Below are 19,853 nucleotides of genomic sequence, written 5' to 3'. Positions count from 1 at the left end.
GGTTGCGGGCGGTGGTGCGCAATCCACACTGACCTACACCACAGATGTGACGGCTGAGATTACGGGCAATGCGTCGGATATTCTGCGCCTGTCCAATAGCCTGAACGTGGACGCGACCTCGCGCACGACAATGCTGTCTGAAACGCTGGCGGCCTCCGCTGCGGCAGGCCTGGTTGGTGTGGCGGCGTCGGGTGTGAACTCGACATTGGTTGCGCGGCCAGATGTGCGCGCGACGGTTAGCGGTGTTCGTGTTCAGGATCGTGAGAGCGGAACGGCAACGGTTGATGTGAGCATCGACGCGATTTCGCGGATGAGCACAACAGCACGGATCGCATCGGTTTCGGTCGGCAACACTGCTGCTCTGGGTGGTGCATCGGGCATTATGATTTTGGATGCGAATGTACAGGCGCAGGCTGGCGGTACATTCAACGTGCGCGATCTGAGCGTTACGGCGCGGACAGATGGTCTGACCGATGGTGGACGCACGGCTGATCTGACGACAATTGCTGGCGGTGGCGCCGTCTTGCTCAGCGCACAGGGTGCTGATGCGCGGATCACGGTGACCAATGATGTGACGGCTGAGATCCTGTCGAATTCGGTGATCACGGCGCGGGATGTCTCGGTCGTGGCGGATGGTGATTCCGATGCAATTGCGCGCGGTTATGCGGCGACGGTTGGCTTTGTCGGGCTGGGCGGTGCAGGTGCATATGCAAATACGACTGCTGTTATTGACGCGACGATCGGCGCGGGCGTTGCGCTGTCGGGCCGAAATCTGACGATCTCGGCTGATGGTACAAATGCGGCGCAGGGTGCGGTTGCGGTTGGTGCAGCGGGCGGCATTGCAGCGGCTGTGAACATTGTGGACGTGAACATCGATGCTGATGTTACGGCTGCAATTGCGGATGCCGGCAGCTTTGCCACGCAGGCTGATATTGATCTGACGGGTGAGTTTGCCCTGACCGCTGCGCATCATGCGCAGCCGGATAGTGAGATTGTGACGATTGCCGGTGGCGCGATTGGTCTGACCGGTGCGGTTAGTGATATTGATGTCGACTCTACCGTTCTGGCACGGGTTGGCAGCTATGCTGATGTGGATTCGGCGACGGCTAGTTTCGGGGCGACCAGTCAGGTGACCAAGAACGCGGTTAGCGGCAATAACATGACCGCGAAAACCGGCGGTTTGGCCAGTGCGGCGGGTGCGATTTCCAGCGGTGATCTGGGTCTGGATACGCGGATTGTGTTCGGTGCGAATTCCGATGTGGAAACGACCGGCGATCTGGTGGCGACTGTGGCGAACCTGATCACCTATAAGGAGATCCTGAACTTCTTTACCGCGGGTGCGGTTTCGGGTGCTGCGGGCAATAACAGTGTCGATGCCAGTGATGTAACAGGCGAGGTCCGTCTGGACGGTGGTGCCAATGTACGCGCCGGTGGCGATCTGTTGATGGAGGTGGACGGCCTTTACGACATCACGGTCAAGACCAGCGCGGAGACGTGGGGACTGGCCACGGCTGCGGCGGGTTCGGCGATTATCACGCTGACGCCTTCTAACCTGATCACTATGCAATCCGGCGCGACGATGCTGGCGGTGGGTGATTTGACACTGACCACGGGTGTTGGTGCTGACTTCATCACGACGCAGCACAACCTGTCGGTCACGATGGAAACCTTTGCCGGTTCGCTGGTTCCGCTGGACGATATCGCGGCCAAGGCGACCTATATTGCCTATAACACCATCAACGTGAAGGTTGGCGCAGTGATGGAGAGCTACGGCTCTATGCTGCTGAATTCCGATCAGAACGCGGTGTTCGATACGGAATCGCTGGCCAAGGCGACAAGCTGGATTTCGGCGGCAACCGATGCTGTGGATAGCCTGCTGGGCGGGTCCATGGCGGATCAGGATGATGGTGAGCTGCTGGTGCGCGCCTATGGTAAAGTCGTCAATGACGGCACCATGCGCACAGGTGCCTATCGCAACAAGTTGCTGGTCATCGATAACGAGATTGTCGGCACGGGTGCGAATGCCGAACTGCGCTATTACTCCTCTGGTCAGAGCCTGAGCTTTGGCGATCTGGACGGTGATGGGCGCAAGGATACAGCCGCCGACCGTGCACATGCGAATTACGGTGCCTTGGTCGATAGTGATGTGGGCGATATTGCCTTTACCGCCGGGGCTTCGGTCCAGACCAGTAGCGCACAGCGTGAGATTGAGCAGTTGCAGGCGGCCCTGGCCGAGTACAGCAACAATGCCGATTTGCGTGAAAGCTATGAAGAAGCGATCCGCGTGATTGAGCAGCGTATGCTGGATAGCGGTTTCGCGGTTCAGGAAACATTGAACGGTGTGACCAGCATTGTGCCGATCCAGCCAGAAATTCAGCTGATCACCATCGCTCCGGTGAAGGCTGAGGCGGGTCGTATCCGCGTCTTTGCCAACCAGTTGTCCGGCGCCGGACTGTTCGACACGCCCAAGGATGCGTCGATCGTTATCATCAACAATACCGAAGCCAGCATGAATATCGAGGGGATCGAAATCCCTGAAACCAATGGTGGTTTGCTGTTGAACGGTATCGATGTAACGGCTGATTTAGCGGCGACGAGTGCATCGGGCCTAGCGGCAGAAGTGAACGCAAATATCATCAGCGGGTTGCGGCCCGTTGGGGATGTGACAATGGATGGCGATGCGACGTCGTTCAGTTATTCCGGGACAACGATTGGTGCTGCCAGTGGGCCGACCGTGACATTGCCTAACAATGTTTCGGAGGCTGCACAGGCAAACTTCGCCTCGGCTGAGGGGCCACGCATTCTGATCGACGTGACCACCAGCGTTACCCAGATCAAGGAGGAGCGTGCCGCCCTTTACGGCAGTTTCTACGGCGATGCCACCATGCCACCGCAAAGCATCACGATTGAGGGTGATATCCTCAACCGTCGCGGCTCCATCGGTATCTTTAACAAGGTTACCGGCGGTTCGATCACCCAGCTGGAGAGCGCAAACGTTATCGGTAGCGCGGTCACGCTGGAGGCGCAGGGCTCCATCAGTATCAACGCGACATATGCCGCCTATATCGGTGGTGATCCCTATGGCGAGATTATCGACCTGACGGCCTCGGATGAGGGGATTAGCTCCGCTAATTCGGCATCTGTTGCTGCCGCGCTGACCGATGGTGTTTCGGGTACGGTACAGGCAGAGCGGATCACCATTACCGGTGAATACGTTAACATTGCAGGCCTGGTTCAGGCGGGTAAGGCTGACTTCAAGGTTACGCTGGGTGCCAGTGAGCGTCAGCAAATCCTGAACGCAACCGGCGCTGTGACGCGGATCACGACATCGAATGATGATTTCGAGTTCCTGTATATCCGCGCAACCCAGCAGCTGAAGGTATCGCCACTGACGCCGGCAGGCGGCCGGATTGAGATTTCGGGCAATGTGACCAGCACCGGTTCCGGTAAGCTGGTTGCCTATTCCGGCTATCCACAAGTTGAGATTATCAACAATATGGGGCTGGGCGATTACCTCGATATTGTTGTGAATGAAATCGATGGTGCGACACGCGGCACCGGCGAAATTCTGATCTATGACAAGACGCGCAACCAGTCGGGTGATGGTGACTTCATCCGCACGGGTTCGCTGTACAAAAAGAATGAAGATGGCTCGCTGGTTCTGACGACAACCAACACCAATCCGCCATCGGCCAGCGGTGTTGCCGGGTCCAGCTCGTCGAGCACGACGAATTTGGGCAATGGGGTTACGGCGACCTATGATGTGACCGATAACCAGCGTTACGGCTTTGCTATTGGTCAGGTAACGCAGGAAAAGATCGTTTCGGTCTATGGTAAGTCGGGTTGGCTGGGCATCGATTTCCTTGCTATCGATCCTGATGATGCGATCAGCTCGAACTCCACAACATTGTCGGCGGAGCTGATCCCGAACTCGAACTACTTCTTCACCGTTGATCCGGGCGATGTTTCTGCCGCGGACAAGGATTATCGTTACGGCACTGTTGTTACGACCAATACCGATCTGTCGGTCAGTGCGAAACTGACCAAGAAGTGGACGACCTCCACCTGGTACGGCAAGAAGACCTACTATCAGGAGTGGACGCAGCTAAAGGGTACGAACACGATCCATAAGCATGACGTTGATGCGTCGCGCGATATTGCGATTGAGTTCATTCACAATGATGCAGCGAACATCACCATTGATGCAGGCGATTCCGATCTGATCATCGGCGGCATCATTCGCAACGACACGGGTAGCACCACGCTGCGCACGACGGGTAAGCTGACCACATTGGGGGCGAGCGCGGAGAGCGGTCCAACCATCGGTGGTAAAACGGTCAGCCTGACGGCGACGGGCGGTGTGGGCACCGATACCACTGCGGTTCTGACGGAACTGGCAAATAACGTGGCTGGAATCCGCCTGGATGTCAGCTCGGCCGGGAATGTCTCGGTGCGTGAGGCATCTGGGGATATGGTCATTGGCACCATCACAGGTGGTGGCTTGGTCACATTGCAGGCCAGCGGTTCGATCCAGGGGTTCAGCAGCAGCAACCGCGTTACCGGCGGGTCGATCACGATGACCTCGACGTCCGGCGCGGTGGGCAGCTCAGGCACGGCGATCAACATCAATACCGGCGATCTCGCCTCTAGCCTGCTGAACGTCACAGCAACCGGTGGTGTTTACGTGAACGAAGTTGCTGGCGATTTGCGGGTCAACGCGATCAGCGCGGGCGGGGACGTTTATGTAGGTGTCGCGAATGGCGATCTGCTGGATGGTAACCGGACCGAGAGCCGCGATGAGCGAGCTATTTCTGAATTGCAGGGCGCGTGGAGCGCGGCATCGCTAACCGGCACAGCGGCTGAAGATAAGGTTAAGGCCGCGAAGGAAGAGTTGATCCAGAGCAAAACGGATCAATACGCAACCTATTGGGCGTGGCGCTCGGTACAGGATGATTACACGGTCCTGATCCCCGGCTCCGCCAATTATGATGCGAATGCCCTGATCACGTTGAACGTGTCCGAGCAGGATTATCTGGAGCAGCAGCTCGAGAGCGAAATCCGCGATGCTAAACCGACTCTGACCGATGCGGAGGTTGCGGATAAAGTCACGGCGGGAATGCTTGCACTACGGGCCAGCCGTACGGAGCAGTTCCGCGAATTGCATACCAGCTATGGTTCAGCGACGGCTGAATACGATAGCACGTTCCGAGTTATTCTGACGTCTGAGGAAGAGGCGCGGATCGACGGTTCTATTAAAATCTGGACCGAGGATGAGCTGATCAACGCAGTTGGCGCGGGTCTGTTGGCGCCTGTCACAGATACGCAAACCACGATTGAGGCTGACAACATCATAGGCGCATCGGTCACGCTGGACGTTCAAAACGGGACTGTCGGACGGACCGGTGGTCAGGTTCTGATTACCCTCGGCTCGGCTGAACTGACGCCGGATCAGCGCCTGACCCTGGGATCGGCTGAGCGCGATGACATGTACTTCCTGACGACGGAGCGTGTCGGCGCGGTTGTGAACTTCGACGGGTCCAGCATGATCCGCACGAACGGCACATGGGACAGCACGTTCCGTGCCGGCCAGACGATCCAGATTGAGGGAACCACGGCCAACGCGACCGAGGATGGCAAGCTATACACCATCGCCAGCGTTTCCGCGGATCGCACAACGATCGTCTTCACTGAGGCATTGGCACAGTCGGAATCCGTCCAGTCGGTCTTTGTCTCGGGGGTCAGTCTGGACCCGCGCGGGATCAACGCGGTTACGACAATTTCTGTCACGGATGGTGGCACGGCGATCAGTGCCGGTGCCGGTACGTTTGACGGGTTCAATATCGGGGACAAGATCCTGATACAGGATCAGACCGCCACGACCGCAGCCGAGGAAGAAAGCTTTATCGGATCGAACAATGTCGGCAGCGCGGACAACTTGCTGGTGGTGAGTGCGATTTCGGCGGACGGGTCCAAGATGACCTTTGGCCAAGTGCAATTGGATGGCGGCACGCTGGTCGATATCTCGACCCGTCTGTTGACGGCCGAGGATGCAGCCGGTGCAAATGTTATCGTCGATCAGTGGGTCGATCTATATGCGGTTCAGGTTCAGGAGCGCGAAGATTTCGACATCTCCTCCAGTGGTGTGCTGAAGGTAACAGCGGGTGGCGAAACCTTCCTCGGCTCTGAAAACGATCTGAACCTCGATGTAATTACGGTTGATGGTGATCTGCGGGTCAAGACGAATGGCAGCATTCTGAACTCGGTCGGAACGGCAGGTACAGCCAACGTTACCGGCGATGATATCGTGCTGGAATCCGGCAGCGGGTCCATCGGCGTGAACAGCGATGTAGGCCGCATTTATGTCAACACGACAAGCGATGGCAGCCTGACGGCTCGCGCGTCCAATGACATTGCGATCACCGAGATTTCGGGCAACCTGAACTTGGGCACGATCTATTCCCGCTCGGGTGATTTTGATCTGGTGGTTGATGGGTCGGTGATCGACGATATCAATTCGGACTTCGCGAATATTCAGGCCAAGAATATCAGCATCGAGGCGGGCGGTTCTATCGGCTCCACGGACAATGCGCTGGAATTCTATGCAACGGGTGATGGCCTTGTAACGCTGCATGCGGCTGGTGGTAATATCGTTGTCGCTGAAACCGAAAGCACGCTGAACCTGCGCAATGCATATGCGGCGGGTGATATTGAAATCCGCGCAGTTGGGTCGATCTCGGATGAGTTCGATCTGGTTGACCCGTCCAATCCTGACAGTGCGCATGCCGCTGGCTTGGCCGGTGTGGATGTCAGCGCGGGCGGTTCGATCCTGCTGGAATCCACGCTGGGCTTTATCGGTCTGGCGGGGAATGACATCGAGATCGACTCGAACCGCGGTAATGCGTCTGGTACGGGAACGGTGACTACGAAATCCGGTCAGAACCAATATATCCGTGAGACTGTGGGCGACATTAACGTGGCCACTCTGGAAACGGATCTGGGGCAAACAGCGTTTATCGTTGCAACCTCGGGTGCGATCCTGAATGCGGCGGCGGCGAATGTGTCCAACGTAAAGGGTGGACGGGCCTATCTGTCGGCAACCGGAAATATCGGTTCGGCCAGCAAGGCGCTGTATACCAAGATCGGGACGCTTCAGGGTCTGTCGGTCAATGGTGGCGTGTGGCTGACCAATGACGGCGCACTGTCGGTGGATGTGATCCAGTCGGGCTATGCGCTGAACACGCGGGGCAACGCGGTTATCACGACGCAAAGCCCGGTGACGATCAGTGCTGATATTGCCGTTGGCGGGGACGCGACGTTCCTTGCCACGGAAACTGCGACGGCGAATGACGATACCTTTACGTTGAAGGCAGGCATCCACATTGATGTTGCCGGTTCGGTTCTGATCCAGGCGGGCGACGATGTCGTGACCGAGGCAGGATCGTTGATCACGGGTGCGGATATCGTGATCGAGGCGGACTACGCCGATGCCGATGCGTTTGGTGGCGATGTCACCATGGCGGGTCAGGTGATTGCGGAAACGGGTAGTATCACGATCACAACGAATGCGGCAGATGATACGGTCAGCATTGCCGCCATCGGTACGCTGGCTGATAGTGAAGCGGTTGTGACTGTTGCAGGTGGCGTCGCCACGACAACCACGGCGGCCACGGTATCTGATACCAGCCAGCTCTATTCGCTGTGGGCCAAGACGGACATTATCCTCAACACCAATACCGGTTCCGACACCGTGAATATTGCGGGTCGTGTGCGGGCCGAGGATGATCTGAGCATCAATCTGGGCCTTGGCGATAGTGCCACGGATACCGCCACCTTTGGCGGAACGCTGGAGGCCGGTAATGCGCTGAGCGTGACCGATACCGGCGCGGGTCGCACGACATTCGGTGTGACGGGTAATATGACCGCGACGACCATCAGCCTGCTGACCTCGGACGGTGATGATGTTGTGGATATGAACGGTACGGTTACGGCCTCCGGTATTATCTTCATCGATACGAATGCGGGCTCGGATTCCGTGACAACGGGTGGGGCGATGACCTCGACCGGCAGTTCGATCACGATTGATCTGGGGTCTGCTGATAGCGGAACGGAGAGCATTACGCTGGGCGGAACAACGACGGCGGCGACCTCGTTGGAAATTCTCGATCTGGGCGCAGGTCAGACGACTTTGAATGCGGGCGGTGCGCTGATTGCGGGATCGCTGCTGGCGATCGGAACCTCGGACGGTGCGGACGATATCGACTTTGCCGGTTCGTTGCAGGCCGTTGGTCAGGTGGTTCTGGATACTAATGCGGGGTCGGATAATGTTGCCTCGGTCGATGGGGCGACGATCACCAGTACGGCGGCAAATGTACTGATCGATCTGGGCGCGGGTGATAGCGGGGTTGAGGTTATCTCGCTCGGCGGTGCAATCAATGCGGCGACCGACCTGACGATGACAGATACCGGTGGCGGTTCGACCAATGTGACGGTCGGCGGATCGATGACCTCGGGCGGGACGTTGAGTGTCCTGACCTCGGACGGCGCGGATATCCTGCGCTTCGAGGGGGCATTGCAGGCGGCTGCGGCGCTGGTCATCAACACGGCACGTAGTGGCGATCAGCTGACCACGGTTAGCGGTGCGACTGTGACCAGCACGGGCAGTTCAGTTCTGCTGCAACTGGGTGCTGCGGATAGCGGTACGGAAGTTGTGACGCTGGGCGGTGCGGTACAGGCCGCGACCAGCCTGACGATTTCCGATACAGGCGCGGGTAAAACCACGCTGACGGCTGAAGGTTCGCTGATTGCAGGCACGGTTCTGGATGTCGATACGTCGGATGGCGACGATGTGATCCGGTTCGAGGGATCGTTGCAGGCACAAAATGAGGTGACGCTGCACACGGCTCAGGGTTCGGATAGCGTAACCTCGGTCAGTGGTACGGTTACTTCGGTTGCCTCCTCGGTCACGATTGATCTGGGGCAGGGCGATAGCGCGGCGGAAACGCTGACTGTCTTGGGGCAGATCAATGCCGCGACGACGGTTCAGGTGAATGATGACGGCGCTGGCGATACGTCCAGCTACACCATTACCGGTGGTATTTCGTCGGGCAGCCTGATCGAATTCATCCTTGGCGATGGTGGTGATACGGTTCTGCTGGACGGTGCCATGACAGCCAGCGAGCGGTTCGAGCTGGATGCGGGCGATGGTTCTGATGCGGTGACGGTTGAGGCAACGGGCGCCCTGCGTGCCACCAATACCGGTGCGGTTGCGGCGGTCGTGAATATCGACTTCGGTGCTGATGATGCGGGCGCGGAAACGCTGACCGTTAAGGGTGAGATCACGGGTAAAACCTCGGTCACGATCAGCAATGCTGGCAGTGGCACAACGGATTTCGCGAACTCTGGCACGATCCAATCGACCGAGGGGTATGTCCGCTTTGACGGTGCGACGGGCACTGATAATGTTACAAATACCGGCACGATCGAGGCGCAAACCTATGTCGTGATGTATCTGAATGCAGGCGATGACAACCTGCAAGTCACGGGTACATCTGGCGATGCTGCAATTATTCGGGCGCTGACGGGTGAGGTTCTGCTGGACCTCGGCGTAAATGATAATGCTGCCGAAACGGTTACGCTGACCCATGCGTTGATCTCTGCCGCGACGGATGCTGTGATCTGGGATCGTGATGCGGGCACGACGGATATTGCTCTGATCTCCAGCAGCCTTCTGGCCGGTGATAACATCAATCTGGAACTCTCCGATGGAACGGGCACGCTGGATCTGGTGAACTCGACCATCTCGGCTGAGGATTATGTGGAGCTGGACGGGCGTGCGGGGGATGACACCTATACGTTCGATCTGAACTCAACGGTTTCCACTACTGTTGCGGGTGATGTGAACGTCACGATGGGTGTCGATGATGGCGCGACGGATACGATCAACCATGACGGTTTGATCAGCGCGGTGCGTGATGTGCGGATCAACGACCAGCTGTCGGGTAAGACAGTTCTGAATGTCACCGGAAATGGTCGCATCGTTGCGGGCCGTGATCTGGATATCCGCACCTCGTCGGGTGAGGGCCGGATTACCTTTACTGATGCGACGGTTAGCGCGGGTGATGACGTTGTGCTGAATACCGGCGCGGGTCGTGATTTCGTGACCTTCCTGCGGGGCAGTGTGACGGCGGTTGATGCGATCCAGATTGATACGGGTGAGCAAGCGATCACCGGAACGGATGATCGCGATCAGGTGCGGATTGAAACCGCCACTTGGGATGCGACCTATATCAATATCGATCTGGGCGAAGATGACGACATGCTCTGGCTGCTAGACCCGGCCGCGTTCGATGGTGAGGCCGTGCTGCGCGGTGAGACGGGTGATGACCGGTTCCAGATTGTGCGTCTGGACGCCCAATCCACCGGCGACAGCCTGCTGGTTGATGGCGGTATAGGCTCGGATGATATCCTGCTGCAAACATGGGGTTCGGTCGCGGGCGCCGCGGGTGCCAAGGATTACATCATCAATGTCTATGATAGCGGCACCGAAAATGACGGCGCCGACACGATGCAGATCGACGGCACGTCCGATGCGGATATCTTCCTGAGCCGTGGTAACTTCGCGGCGCTGATGCACGGAACCGAGGATCAGATCCGCAGCAATGCATCGGATCGTCCGCAATCGGTTGAGCGTATCAACTATGATACCACGCTTAATGGTCGTCTGACCCTGTTCGGGCATGAGGGCGACGACGTGTTTATCTCGGATGATAACGCGACGATGATGACGATGGATGGCGGCAAGGGCGATGATACGTTCCAGTTCGGCCAAATCTTCGGCAACAAACCAAGCAGCGAATTCTTTGCCGATAACGGCATTGCGGCGGGTGATGATATCGACGCGCTGCTGACCACACGCGGCTGGCTGTCCAAGGGCATCCGCTTTGCCACCAATGCCAAGGGTGGCGAGGGTGAGGACACCTTCACGGTCTATTCCAACAAGGCCAAGCTGAAGCTGGAGGGCGAGGACGGGAATGATGAGTTCATCGTGCGTGCCTTTGTCCTGGAGGGTGACGGTTCGGGCACTGCTGATAACCTGGTTGAGGTTAAAGCCGGCGGCGGCGACGACAAAATCCAGTATAACGTCAACGCGCCTGTGGATATTGATGGCGGTGCCGGTTTTGACCGCGTCATCGTATTGGGTACGGAGGCGGATGATAACTTCGTCATCACGTCCGAGGGTGTATTTGGCGCGGGTCTGAACATCTCCATCTCGGGCGCGGAGGAAGCGCTGGAAATTGATGGTCTGGAGGGCGATGATAACTTCTTCATCCTGTCCACCAGCGCCTATGCCGTGACCAATGTGATCGGCGGTCTGGGATCGGATACCTTCACCATTGCGGGTGATGTGACGGAGCAGATTATCTCCTCCGATATTGATGGCCGTTCGGGTCTGATCGATCATCAGGGCGTATCGGCGGATGACAGCTATGATGGCGTATTCATCGCTGGTCTGGGCACAACCATTGCCGATCCGAACAAAGGTCAGGTGGTTATTTCCAACGATACCGGATCAACACTGGGCGATCTGACGGTGGATGAGGCCGGCGGCTCGGATGTGTACACCGTTGTTCTGGCGGCGGCACCGACGGCTGCGGTTTATGTGACGGTTTCGGCTGGGCGTGCCTCGCTACAGGATCGTGACCTGACGGTGCCTGGCATCACCGGCACACCGGGGCTGGCGATTAGCGGCACAACGATCACGCGCAGCACGGGCAGCTGGCTGACGGATGGCTTTGCCGATCACCACTCGATCACGCTGGCAGGGACGACTGATCTGGATAATGACGGCACGTACCGCATTACCTCGGTCACGGACACGACCATCACGATTGAGGGTGTGTTCGAGGGCGGCGATGAGGTGCTCGCCTCAACCGTCAGCGCAACCGGCGGCATTGCCGATAGCGTGCGTGTTTCGGCCAATGGTACCGACTTTACCGATGCACTGGTTCTGACATTCGATGCCACAAACTGGAACGTCGCGCAGACGGTAACGGTTGAGGCAGCGCAGGACGCAGCCGAGGAAGGCCAGCGGATCGTTCAGATCAGCCATGGCGTGAAATCGGCGGATGCGAACTTTGACCAAGCACAGGTCGAGAACGCTGAAATCACGGTTCTGGATGATGATAAGCCTGAGTTGTTGATCATCGAAAGCGGCACCGACACCTATCTGCATGAGGGTGTTTCCGGCTCCGAAATCACGGATACCTACGATATCCGCCTGACACGCGAACCCGCTGCCGGTGAGGTTGTGACCGTCACGCTGAGCGACGATAGCAATTCGGGCGATCTGACCTATTCCAAGCGTGTTCTCAGCTTCGATGCCAGCAACTGGGATCAGGCGCAGACGGTAACGGTAACGGCCAAAGCGGACGGTATTGTTGAGAATAACGAGGGCATTCGCATCACCCATACCATTGGCACCTCGGGCGGTGTTTATGATGCAACGACCGAAAGCTTCCTGGATGTCACCGTCTCGGATGGCGACAGTGCCGGCGTGATCGTGCGTGAGAGTAACGGCGACACGCTGATCATTGATCAGGCGGGTGAGACGGATACATACTCGCTGCGCCTGACCAAGGCACCAACGCAGGATGTTACGATCAACATCGCGGATGATGGCCAGACACGGGTTGTGGCCGGTGGCCGCGTCGTTCTGAACCAGCTGGCGCTGTATAGCGGCACCCTGCAATTCGTGCATAACCCTGACGGGCCGGATTACATCATCCGCACGGATGGCGGTGATTTCCGCGATGATGATTTCGCAATCGGTCAGCATATCGACGTGACAGGCACTGCCAGCAATAACGGCGCCTATGCGGTAGGCGCGGTGACTGAGGGCGGCACGCGGATCGAGCTGTCCGGCGGTATGTCCGTTGTGAATGAAACGGTTGCAGGCACACTGGATGTAACGGTTGCGCAGGTGACCTTTACCAAGGATAACTGGGATCAGGCGGTTACCGTTACTCTGGAGGCCGATCCGGACTTCATCCCTGATAGCCTGAGCTATGTGACCAAGGTCTTCGCGACGGAGCCGCATACGGCCTCGAAAATCGCAGGCCCGCTGATCATTGATGGTGGTCCGACCACAGGTCGTGAAATTCACAGCGCGGTTATGTTGCCAACGGAACGCGATAGCGGCCCACGTGACATCAATGTTGTCATTGACGAAACGCAGCAGACGGACCGCGTCTTCCTGCACAATGATACATCTGTCGCCGTGGATGCGGGCTTTATGAGCAATATCGTTGATGCGAACGGGGTTTCCCGCACTCTGATCAACGGGTTGGGCATGGGCACGGGCACGCTGACCTTTAACGAGGGCACGCCGGACGAGCCGATCTACAAGACCTATGATCGTGGCGTCAGTTTCCAGCAGATCGAAGTGACCGAAGTTCTGTTGGGTCAGGGCGATGACAGCTTCACCGTTGATGGCTCCAACGCTACGGCGGATGGTGTCACGGCGCAGGCGATCACGCTGGTTCATGGCGGCGGCGGTTCGGACCGGATCACCATTAACGACGTGACGACGGACACGCTGTTCGTTGTCTATGGCGATACGGATACCGATGGCGCGCGTTATAACTGGGAGGGTGGTGCCGTGAACGGCAACGCGCTCAGCTTTGACGCAGTGAATGGTGGTGTCGGATATGACCCGAATGATTTCGCGGATATCATTGATGCCAGCAACGTTCAGAATGCCGGGCTGACGATCTATGGTGGTGTTGGCGACGACACGATCACAGGCTCGCAGCGTGGCGATCATATTGCGGGTGGTTCCGGCAATGACCGGATCGACGGGCAGGGTGGTGATGACCACATTTATGGCGATGCGGGCTTCCGTGTTGAGGTTCTGAGCCGTGAGCTGATCGTAGATAACACCGTTGATATGACGCCCGAATTCGACAGTGCCGATACCCGTGCACCCGGTGCCGATAGCATCGAGGGCGGCGCCGGCGCTGACATCATTCTGGCGGATTATGGTTATATCTATCAGCTGGCCGGAACGTTGCGCATGTCCACAACCGGCAGTGTCAGCCGCGTGGAAAGCCGGACCTTCGACTTTGGCGGAAACGATACTGTTGCGGGCGATGCCGGTGCGGATATCGTTCTGGGCGGCAAGGGCGATGACCGGATTGATGTTGGAGCAGATGCGAACATTGCCTTCGGTGATCACGGCTATGTCAATTTCGATGGTGTCTATGCCGTTGAGATTGGCGGCCTGTCGGTCACAATCGGCGGCGATGATTTCGTCTTTGGCGGCAGTGACGCGGACATCCTGATGGGTGGCGCGGGCGAGGATCGCGTGACGGGTGGTGATGGTACAAACATCATCATCGGCGATTACGCACAAATCACGGGCACGGCAGGTGTGACACCTACAGCGGGTCTACCGATGGCGGTTGCGACCATTCTGGGCACCGATGTTGCGGCCGGCGACAGCGACGTTCTGACCGGCGGCAGCGGCTATGACATCGTGATGGGTGGTTATGGTTCCGACCGCATTCAAACGGATGGCAACGGGTCCAGTTCGGATCTGGGCGATATTGTTGCGGGTGATTATGCGCGACTGGTATTCCGCACGGATATCACGACGGATACGCATCCGATCCTGACATTGGCGGAAACCACTGATGAGACTGTGGGCGACGTGGATGAGATCACAACCGGCGCTGGCGGTGACATTGTTCTGGGCGGTGCCGAGCAAGACACGATCGAGCTGGGCGAGGGCGACAATATCGCAATCGGTGATGCTGGCCTGCTGATCGGCTCTGCCACGCTGAACCCGCTATCGGGTGCTGCACCAATCCGGTTGGAGCGCGCGGAGAGCCGCCGCACCGATCTGGCCGGTAACGACATCATCACAGCGGGTGCTGGTGCGGATATCGTGATCATGGGCTCGGGCGACGATGCCTTTACCACGATCAACAGCCGCAACCCGTATAAGGGTGACATCATTGCGGGCGATAACGCGGTGCTGATCCTGCGCGAAGCCTCGGTCGGGGGTGTCTATATCCTCGCCTCGGCTGCGACATTTGATGATGCGGTTGGTGGTGATGACGTGATTATCACTGATGACAGCGCTGATATCCTGATTGGTGGTGCAGGTTCCGATGATCTGGGCGGCGGCGATGGCGATAACATCATTCTGGGCGATACAGGTACATTGATCGGCAGCCTGACGGCGACACTGGGCGGCGATGCTGCGCCAATCTCGCTGGTTCAGGTTGTGACGAGCGATGTTGCAAATGCGGGGTCGGATACGATCTTTACCGGTACTGGCGCGGATATCATCATCGGCGGATCGGACGCGGATGAGATCGTGTCGGATGGCGGAACCAATATTGTTGTTGGCGATAATGCGGTACTCGATTTCCGCGCGCTGACGGCGGATGGGCGCTATATCCTCAGCCAGATTGCTACCGTAAATGCGGATAAGGGCGGGGCGGATATCATCCAGCTTGGCACTGGGTCCGACATTGTAATCGGTGGCGCGGATGTGGATGAGCTGGACCTAGGGTCTGGTGACAACATCGCGATCGGCGATAACGGTATGCTGATCGGCAGCCTGACGGATCTGGTTTACACCGGCAGTGCAGCGATTGCCTTGGTTGAGGCGCGCAGCACGGATTACACCATCGGTGGCGCGGATCAGATCATCACAGGTGAAGGACGCGATATTGTCATCGGCGGTGCGGATGGCGACCGGATTACCACGGGTTACTCCGCGGCCGATCTGGCAGATATCGTTCTGGGTGATGAGGGTGTGATCAAGGTGCGCGCGCTAGAGGCGGACGGCGATTATATCGTCACGCTGATGCAATCCTTGGCCGCGACCACTGGTGGCGGTGATGTTATCACGACCATGGGCGGTTCCGATCTGGTGATTGGCGGCATGGGCGGGGATGAGATCAACCTCGGCTCCGGCGATAACATCGCGCTGGCGGATGCAGGCGCATTGGTAGGCGAGGCAACAGGTGTGCTGGGATCTGGCAATGCTCCGATCCGTCTGACGATGGCGGTTAGCGATCAGGTGAATAGCGGCGGTGCCGACTACATCACCGCAGGCGACGGCGCGGATATTCTGATCGCAGGTGTTGGTGCCGATGTCGCGCAGCTATATGCAACGGCTGCGGGCGATGCGTCTAACATTGTGCTGGCGGATGCGGGTATTCTGACCTTCCGCACATTGGGTGCTGATGGCCGCTATATCCTCAGCGAGGCTGCTTCGCGTGGAAACACGGGTGGTGCGGATCGCATTATCACAGGCGACAGTGCTGACCTGATCATCGGCGGCTTGGGTGAGGATAATATCAGCGCAGGTGCAGGCGATAACGTGATCTTTGGCGATAATGGCCGCGCACGTGGCAATAACGGTGTAGTTCATGCTGATGCGGTGCCGATTGCCCTGCAATTGCTGTCCAGCACGGATGGCCAATTGGGCAGCAAGGATGTGATCAATACCGGCGCTGGCGCGGATATCGTCATCGGCGGTATGGGTGACGATTATATCGAGGTTCACGGCAATAACTCGACATCGGATCTGGGTGATTTGGTTATCGGTGATGCGGGTACGGTTTCAATCCGGTCCACGGATACGACCGGTGGCTGGGCTGTCTATTCCGCACGCGTAACTGAAAGCGGCACAGGCGGTGGCGATCTGATTTATGTGGGTGCAGGCGACGATATGGTCATCGCCGGCGCGGGCACAGATTTGATCGATACAGGCACTGGCGCGGATATGATCCTGGGCGATGAGGGTTACTTCCTCGCCGACACGGATGCTGGTGCACGGATTGGTGCGGGCCTGATGATGGGCGCAGGACGCGGCCAAATGGGCGGCACTGTTGAGGCTGATAACATCTTCATGGCCGATAGCACCGAGCGTTTGCTGGATCGTCGGGATGTTGACTTCGTCTTTGTTGCAACGACGCTGACCGATTATGTCAGCCCGCTGCCTGAGGGGCATGTCTACCTCGACGCGGACATTTCGACGCCAGCCGCACCGGTGGCATTGACGCCACGGCTTGAGGCACGCTTGGCCGATGTTCTGCCAAAGGCGGAACCGACAATGGGCGCAACGGCCTTTGCCGAGATCGGGTTGGAGGCGTCCAAGCCATTCGGCGCCATCGATATGGGGCTCAGCCGTGAGGTTCTGCCACTGACGCCACAGGCCGATGCGGAAGGTCTGGATGCGCTGACCGATGCGCTATGCGACGCGGATGAGGGGCTGATGGCGACCTGCGGCTTGCAGGACGGCGACGTAATCGGCGGCCTGTCTGGTGAGACGACGATCACACGTGGTTCTCTGTCACATATCACGCTGAACACCTCGGATGATGGTGCGGTTCCGGCCTATGTCTTCAATGAGGAAACCGGCCGGTTCGAGGCAACTGAGGGTCCGGCGCAGCCGATCACGACCGGGGCCGAGGTTGCGCTGGAATTCTTTGACAGTGACGGCACGCTGTTCGCCTATGTCGATGATATGGGCGGCCTGTGGATTGTCAGTGGTGAGGAGGCGCCGCGTGCAGACGCAGCACCTGCACCAGCCACGCCTGAACTGGATGATGCCGATTGGCTGATCGAAGAAACGCTGGAGGGTGTTGCCCTCGTCGCGGCGGGCGTTACGGTGGCGACGCAGCGTAGGGAGCGGACCAAACGATGAGCGACGGCACCACCACCGGAACGGTTGACTGGAATGATGACGACATGGCGACCAATTTTGCCAATGTCGTCAACATTCAGGGCACACGCGAACAGATCGAGCTGTTCTTTGGCACCAACCGGACCTGGAATTTGGGCGAGGGCTCAAATGTGCGGGTTGATTTGACCAATCGCATGATCCTGACCCCCCATGCGGCCAAGCGGCTGAACTCCATCCTGACAGGTGTGGTGCGTGAATACGAGACGCGGCACGGCCCGCTGACCACCGACGAATCGTGACCGCCGAAACACGCATTGCCGAAGCGGGCGAAAGCCCATGGCGCGCGCTTGTCACGGCGGAGGGATTGCAGGACGCAGCATCGGCGTGGACTTCGCTGATGCTGACCCGCATTTCGGAAATGGCTGGAACGAATCCGGTCGCCTGTACGGTGTTTCTGATGCGCGATGGGGGGCCGGTTACGCTGGGCTCTACCCCACAGGAACGCAGTCCGGGCGCGGATATGATGGCTGCTGCGCGATCCGCACATGATCAGGGTCGCGCCGTTGTGCGGGGGCGCATGCCAGAAACGGGACAGGAGGGCGCAATTGCAGCCGCTGTTCCGTTGGAGGTTGAGGGCACGATCCTCGGGCTTGTCGGATTAGAAATGCGCCCTACGGATCGGGGTGTTTTGTCCGCGGCGATGCGGAACCTGCAATGGGGTTCGGCATGGATGCGGGATGCGATGCGCGCCGAGCAATCCCGCGCGGATGCAAAGCGGCATGAGCAGGCGGTTCACGCCTTGAACGCCGTTGTCACAGTGGCGGAACGGGATGCATTTCCGACGGCTTCGCGTGCAGCGGTGACAGATTTGGCGACGCGGTTCGACTGTGATCGGGTTTCACTGGGCCTGCGCCGGTTTGGTCGGACGCGGGTTGCGGCGGTCAGCCATTCCGCGCAGTTTTCACGACGAATGTCGCTGATACGGCAGCTTGCCGGTGCGATGGATGAGGCGATTGACCAGCGCGCCACCGTCCTGTGGCCAGATGAAACCGAGGTCGTGATGTCCACCCGTGGCCACGCGCAATTGGGGCAGGCGGAGGGTGCGGGCCACATCTTTACGGTGCCGCTATGGGCGCGGGATGCCTTTGTCGGCGCGATTACCTTTGAACGCCCGCAGGACCGTCCTTTTGCGCAGGATGAGCTGGACATGCTGGAGGCGGTCGCGACCGTGATCGCCCCCGTTCTGGAGGAAAAGCGCCGGGCCGGTCGCTGGCTCATTACCAAGGCTGGAGAGGTCGTGCGCACGCAATTTGCGCGTCTGGTCGGTCCCGGATATTTGGGGCGTAAGGCGTTGGTCGCAATTGTCGTTTTGCTGGTAGCGACCTTCTGGATGTTGCGTTCGGATTACCGGATCAGCGCAGATGCGCGGGTTGAGGGGGCGGTGCAGCGTGTGATTGCCCCTGCCTTTGACGGTTTTCTGGCCGAGGCACCGGTCAGGCCCGGTGATCGCGTTGCGCAGGGGGATTTGTTGGTTCGCCTTGATGATCGCGAATTGGCGTTGGAGCGGTTGCGTCTGGTCACGGCGCGCGCACGTCAACAGATCGAGTTTGATAGTGCTGTTGCAGCACGGGACCGCGCCGAAACACGGATCAGGGCCAGCCAGATTGAGCAAGCCGACGCCCAGATCGCATTGGTTGATGAGCAGATTGAGCGTACTCGGTTGCGCGCCCCCTTTGACGGCTTGATCGTATCGGGTGATTTGAGCCAAGCGATTGGCTCTGCCGTGGATCGGGGTGAGCCTTTGCTGTCCGTCGCGCCGGATGGTGAATACCGGATCATTCTGGACGTGGATGAACGGCAAATCCGCGATGTTGTGGTTGGCCAAACAGGTGAGCTGCGGGTGACGGCGCTGCCCGAAACCACATTCCCGTTCGAGATTACCACGATAACCCCCGTCGCCCGTTACCGTGAGGGCCAGACGGTGTTTGAGGTGAAGGCGACGCCATCAGGTGATCTGACCGCGCTGCGTCCTGGGATGGAGGGGGCTGGCCGTCTGTTGATCGACACGGATCGCCGTGTGATTGAAATTTGGTCACGACCGATCCGTGATTGGGCGCGCCTGAAATTGTGGCAAATGGGTCTGGTGGAATAG

The 19,853-nt window shown here is 58.5% G+C and carries 3 protein-coding genes (1 of these 3 running past the window's edge); all 3 read left to right on the top strand.

The features are described 5' to 3' along the window. Tightly spaced (each overlapping or abutting the next), the 3 genes in view from CR254_RS08395 to CR254_RS08385 form a layout consistent with a single transcriptional unit that may run on beyond the window. Window positions 1-17,722: the 3' portion of an LEPR-XLL domain-containing protein gene (locus CR254_RS08395; protein ID WP_097929391.1), read on the top strand. 14,162 nt of this gene lie to the left of the window's left edge; only the last 17,722 of its 31,884 coding nucleotides appear in the window; the start codon falls outside the window, past its left edge; it ends in the stop codon at window positions 17,720-17,722. Continuing rightward, entirely contained in the window at window positions 17,719-18,000 is a 282-nt protein-coding gene (locus CR254_RS08390; RefSeq protein WP_097929390.1) for a DUF3467 domain-containing protein, read from the top strand. The genes CR254_RS08395 and CR254_RS08390 overlap by 4 nt, the downstream gene beginning before the upstream one ends. Beyond that, window positions 17,997-19,853, top strand: coding sequence for a GAF domain-containing protein (locus CR254_RS08385; protein WP_097929389.1), 1,857 nt, complete (start codon window positions 17,997-17,999; stop codon window positions 19,851-19,853). The genes CR254_RS08390 and CR254_RS08385 overlap by 4 nt, the downstream gene beginning before the upstream one ends.

The sequence above is a fragment of the Pontivivens marinum genome, assembly GCF_900231835.1.
GTDB classification, from domain to species: domain Bacteria; phylum Pseudomonadota; class Alphaproteobacteria; order Rhodobacterales; family Rhodobacteraceae; genus Pontivivens; species Pontivivens marinum.
The sequence above is the reverse complement of the archived record's forward strand: the minus strand, read 5'-3'. Positions and strand labels throughout refer to the sequence as shown.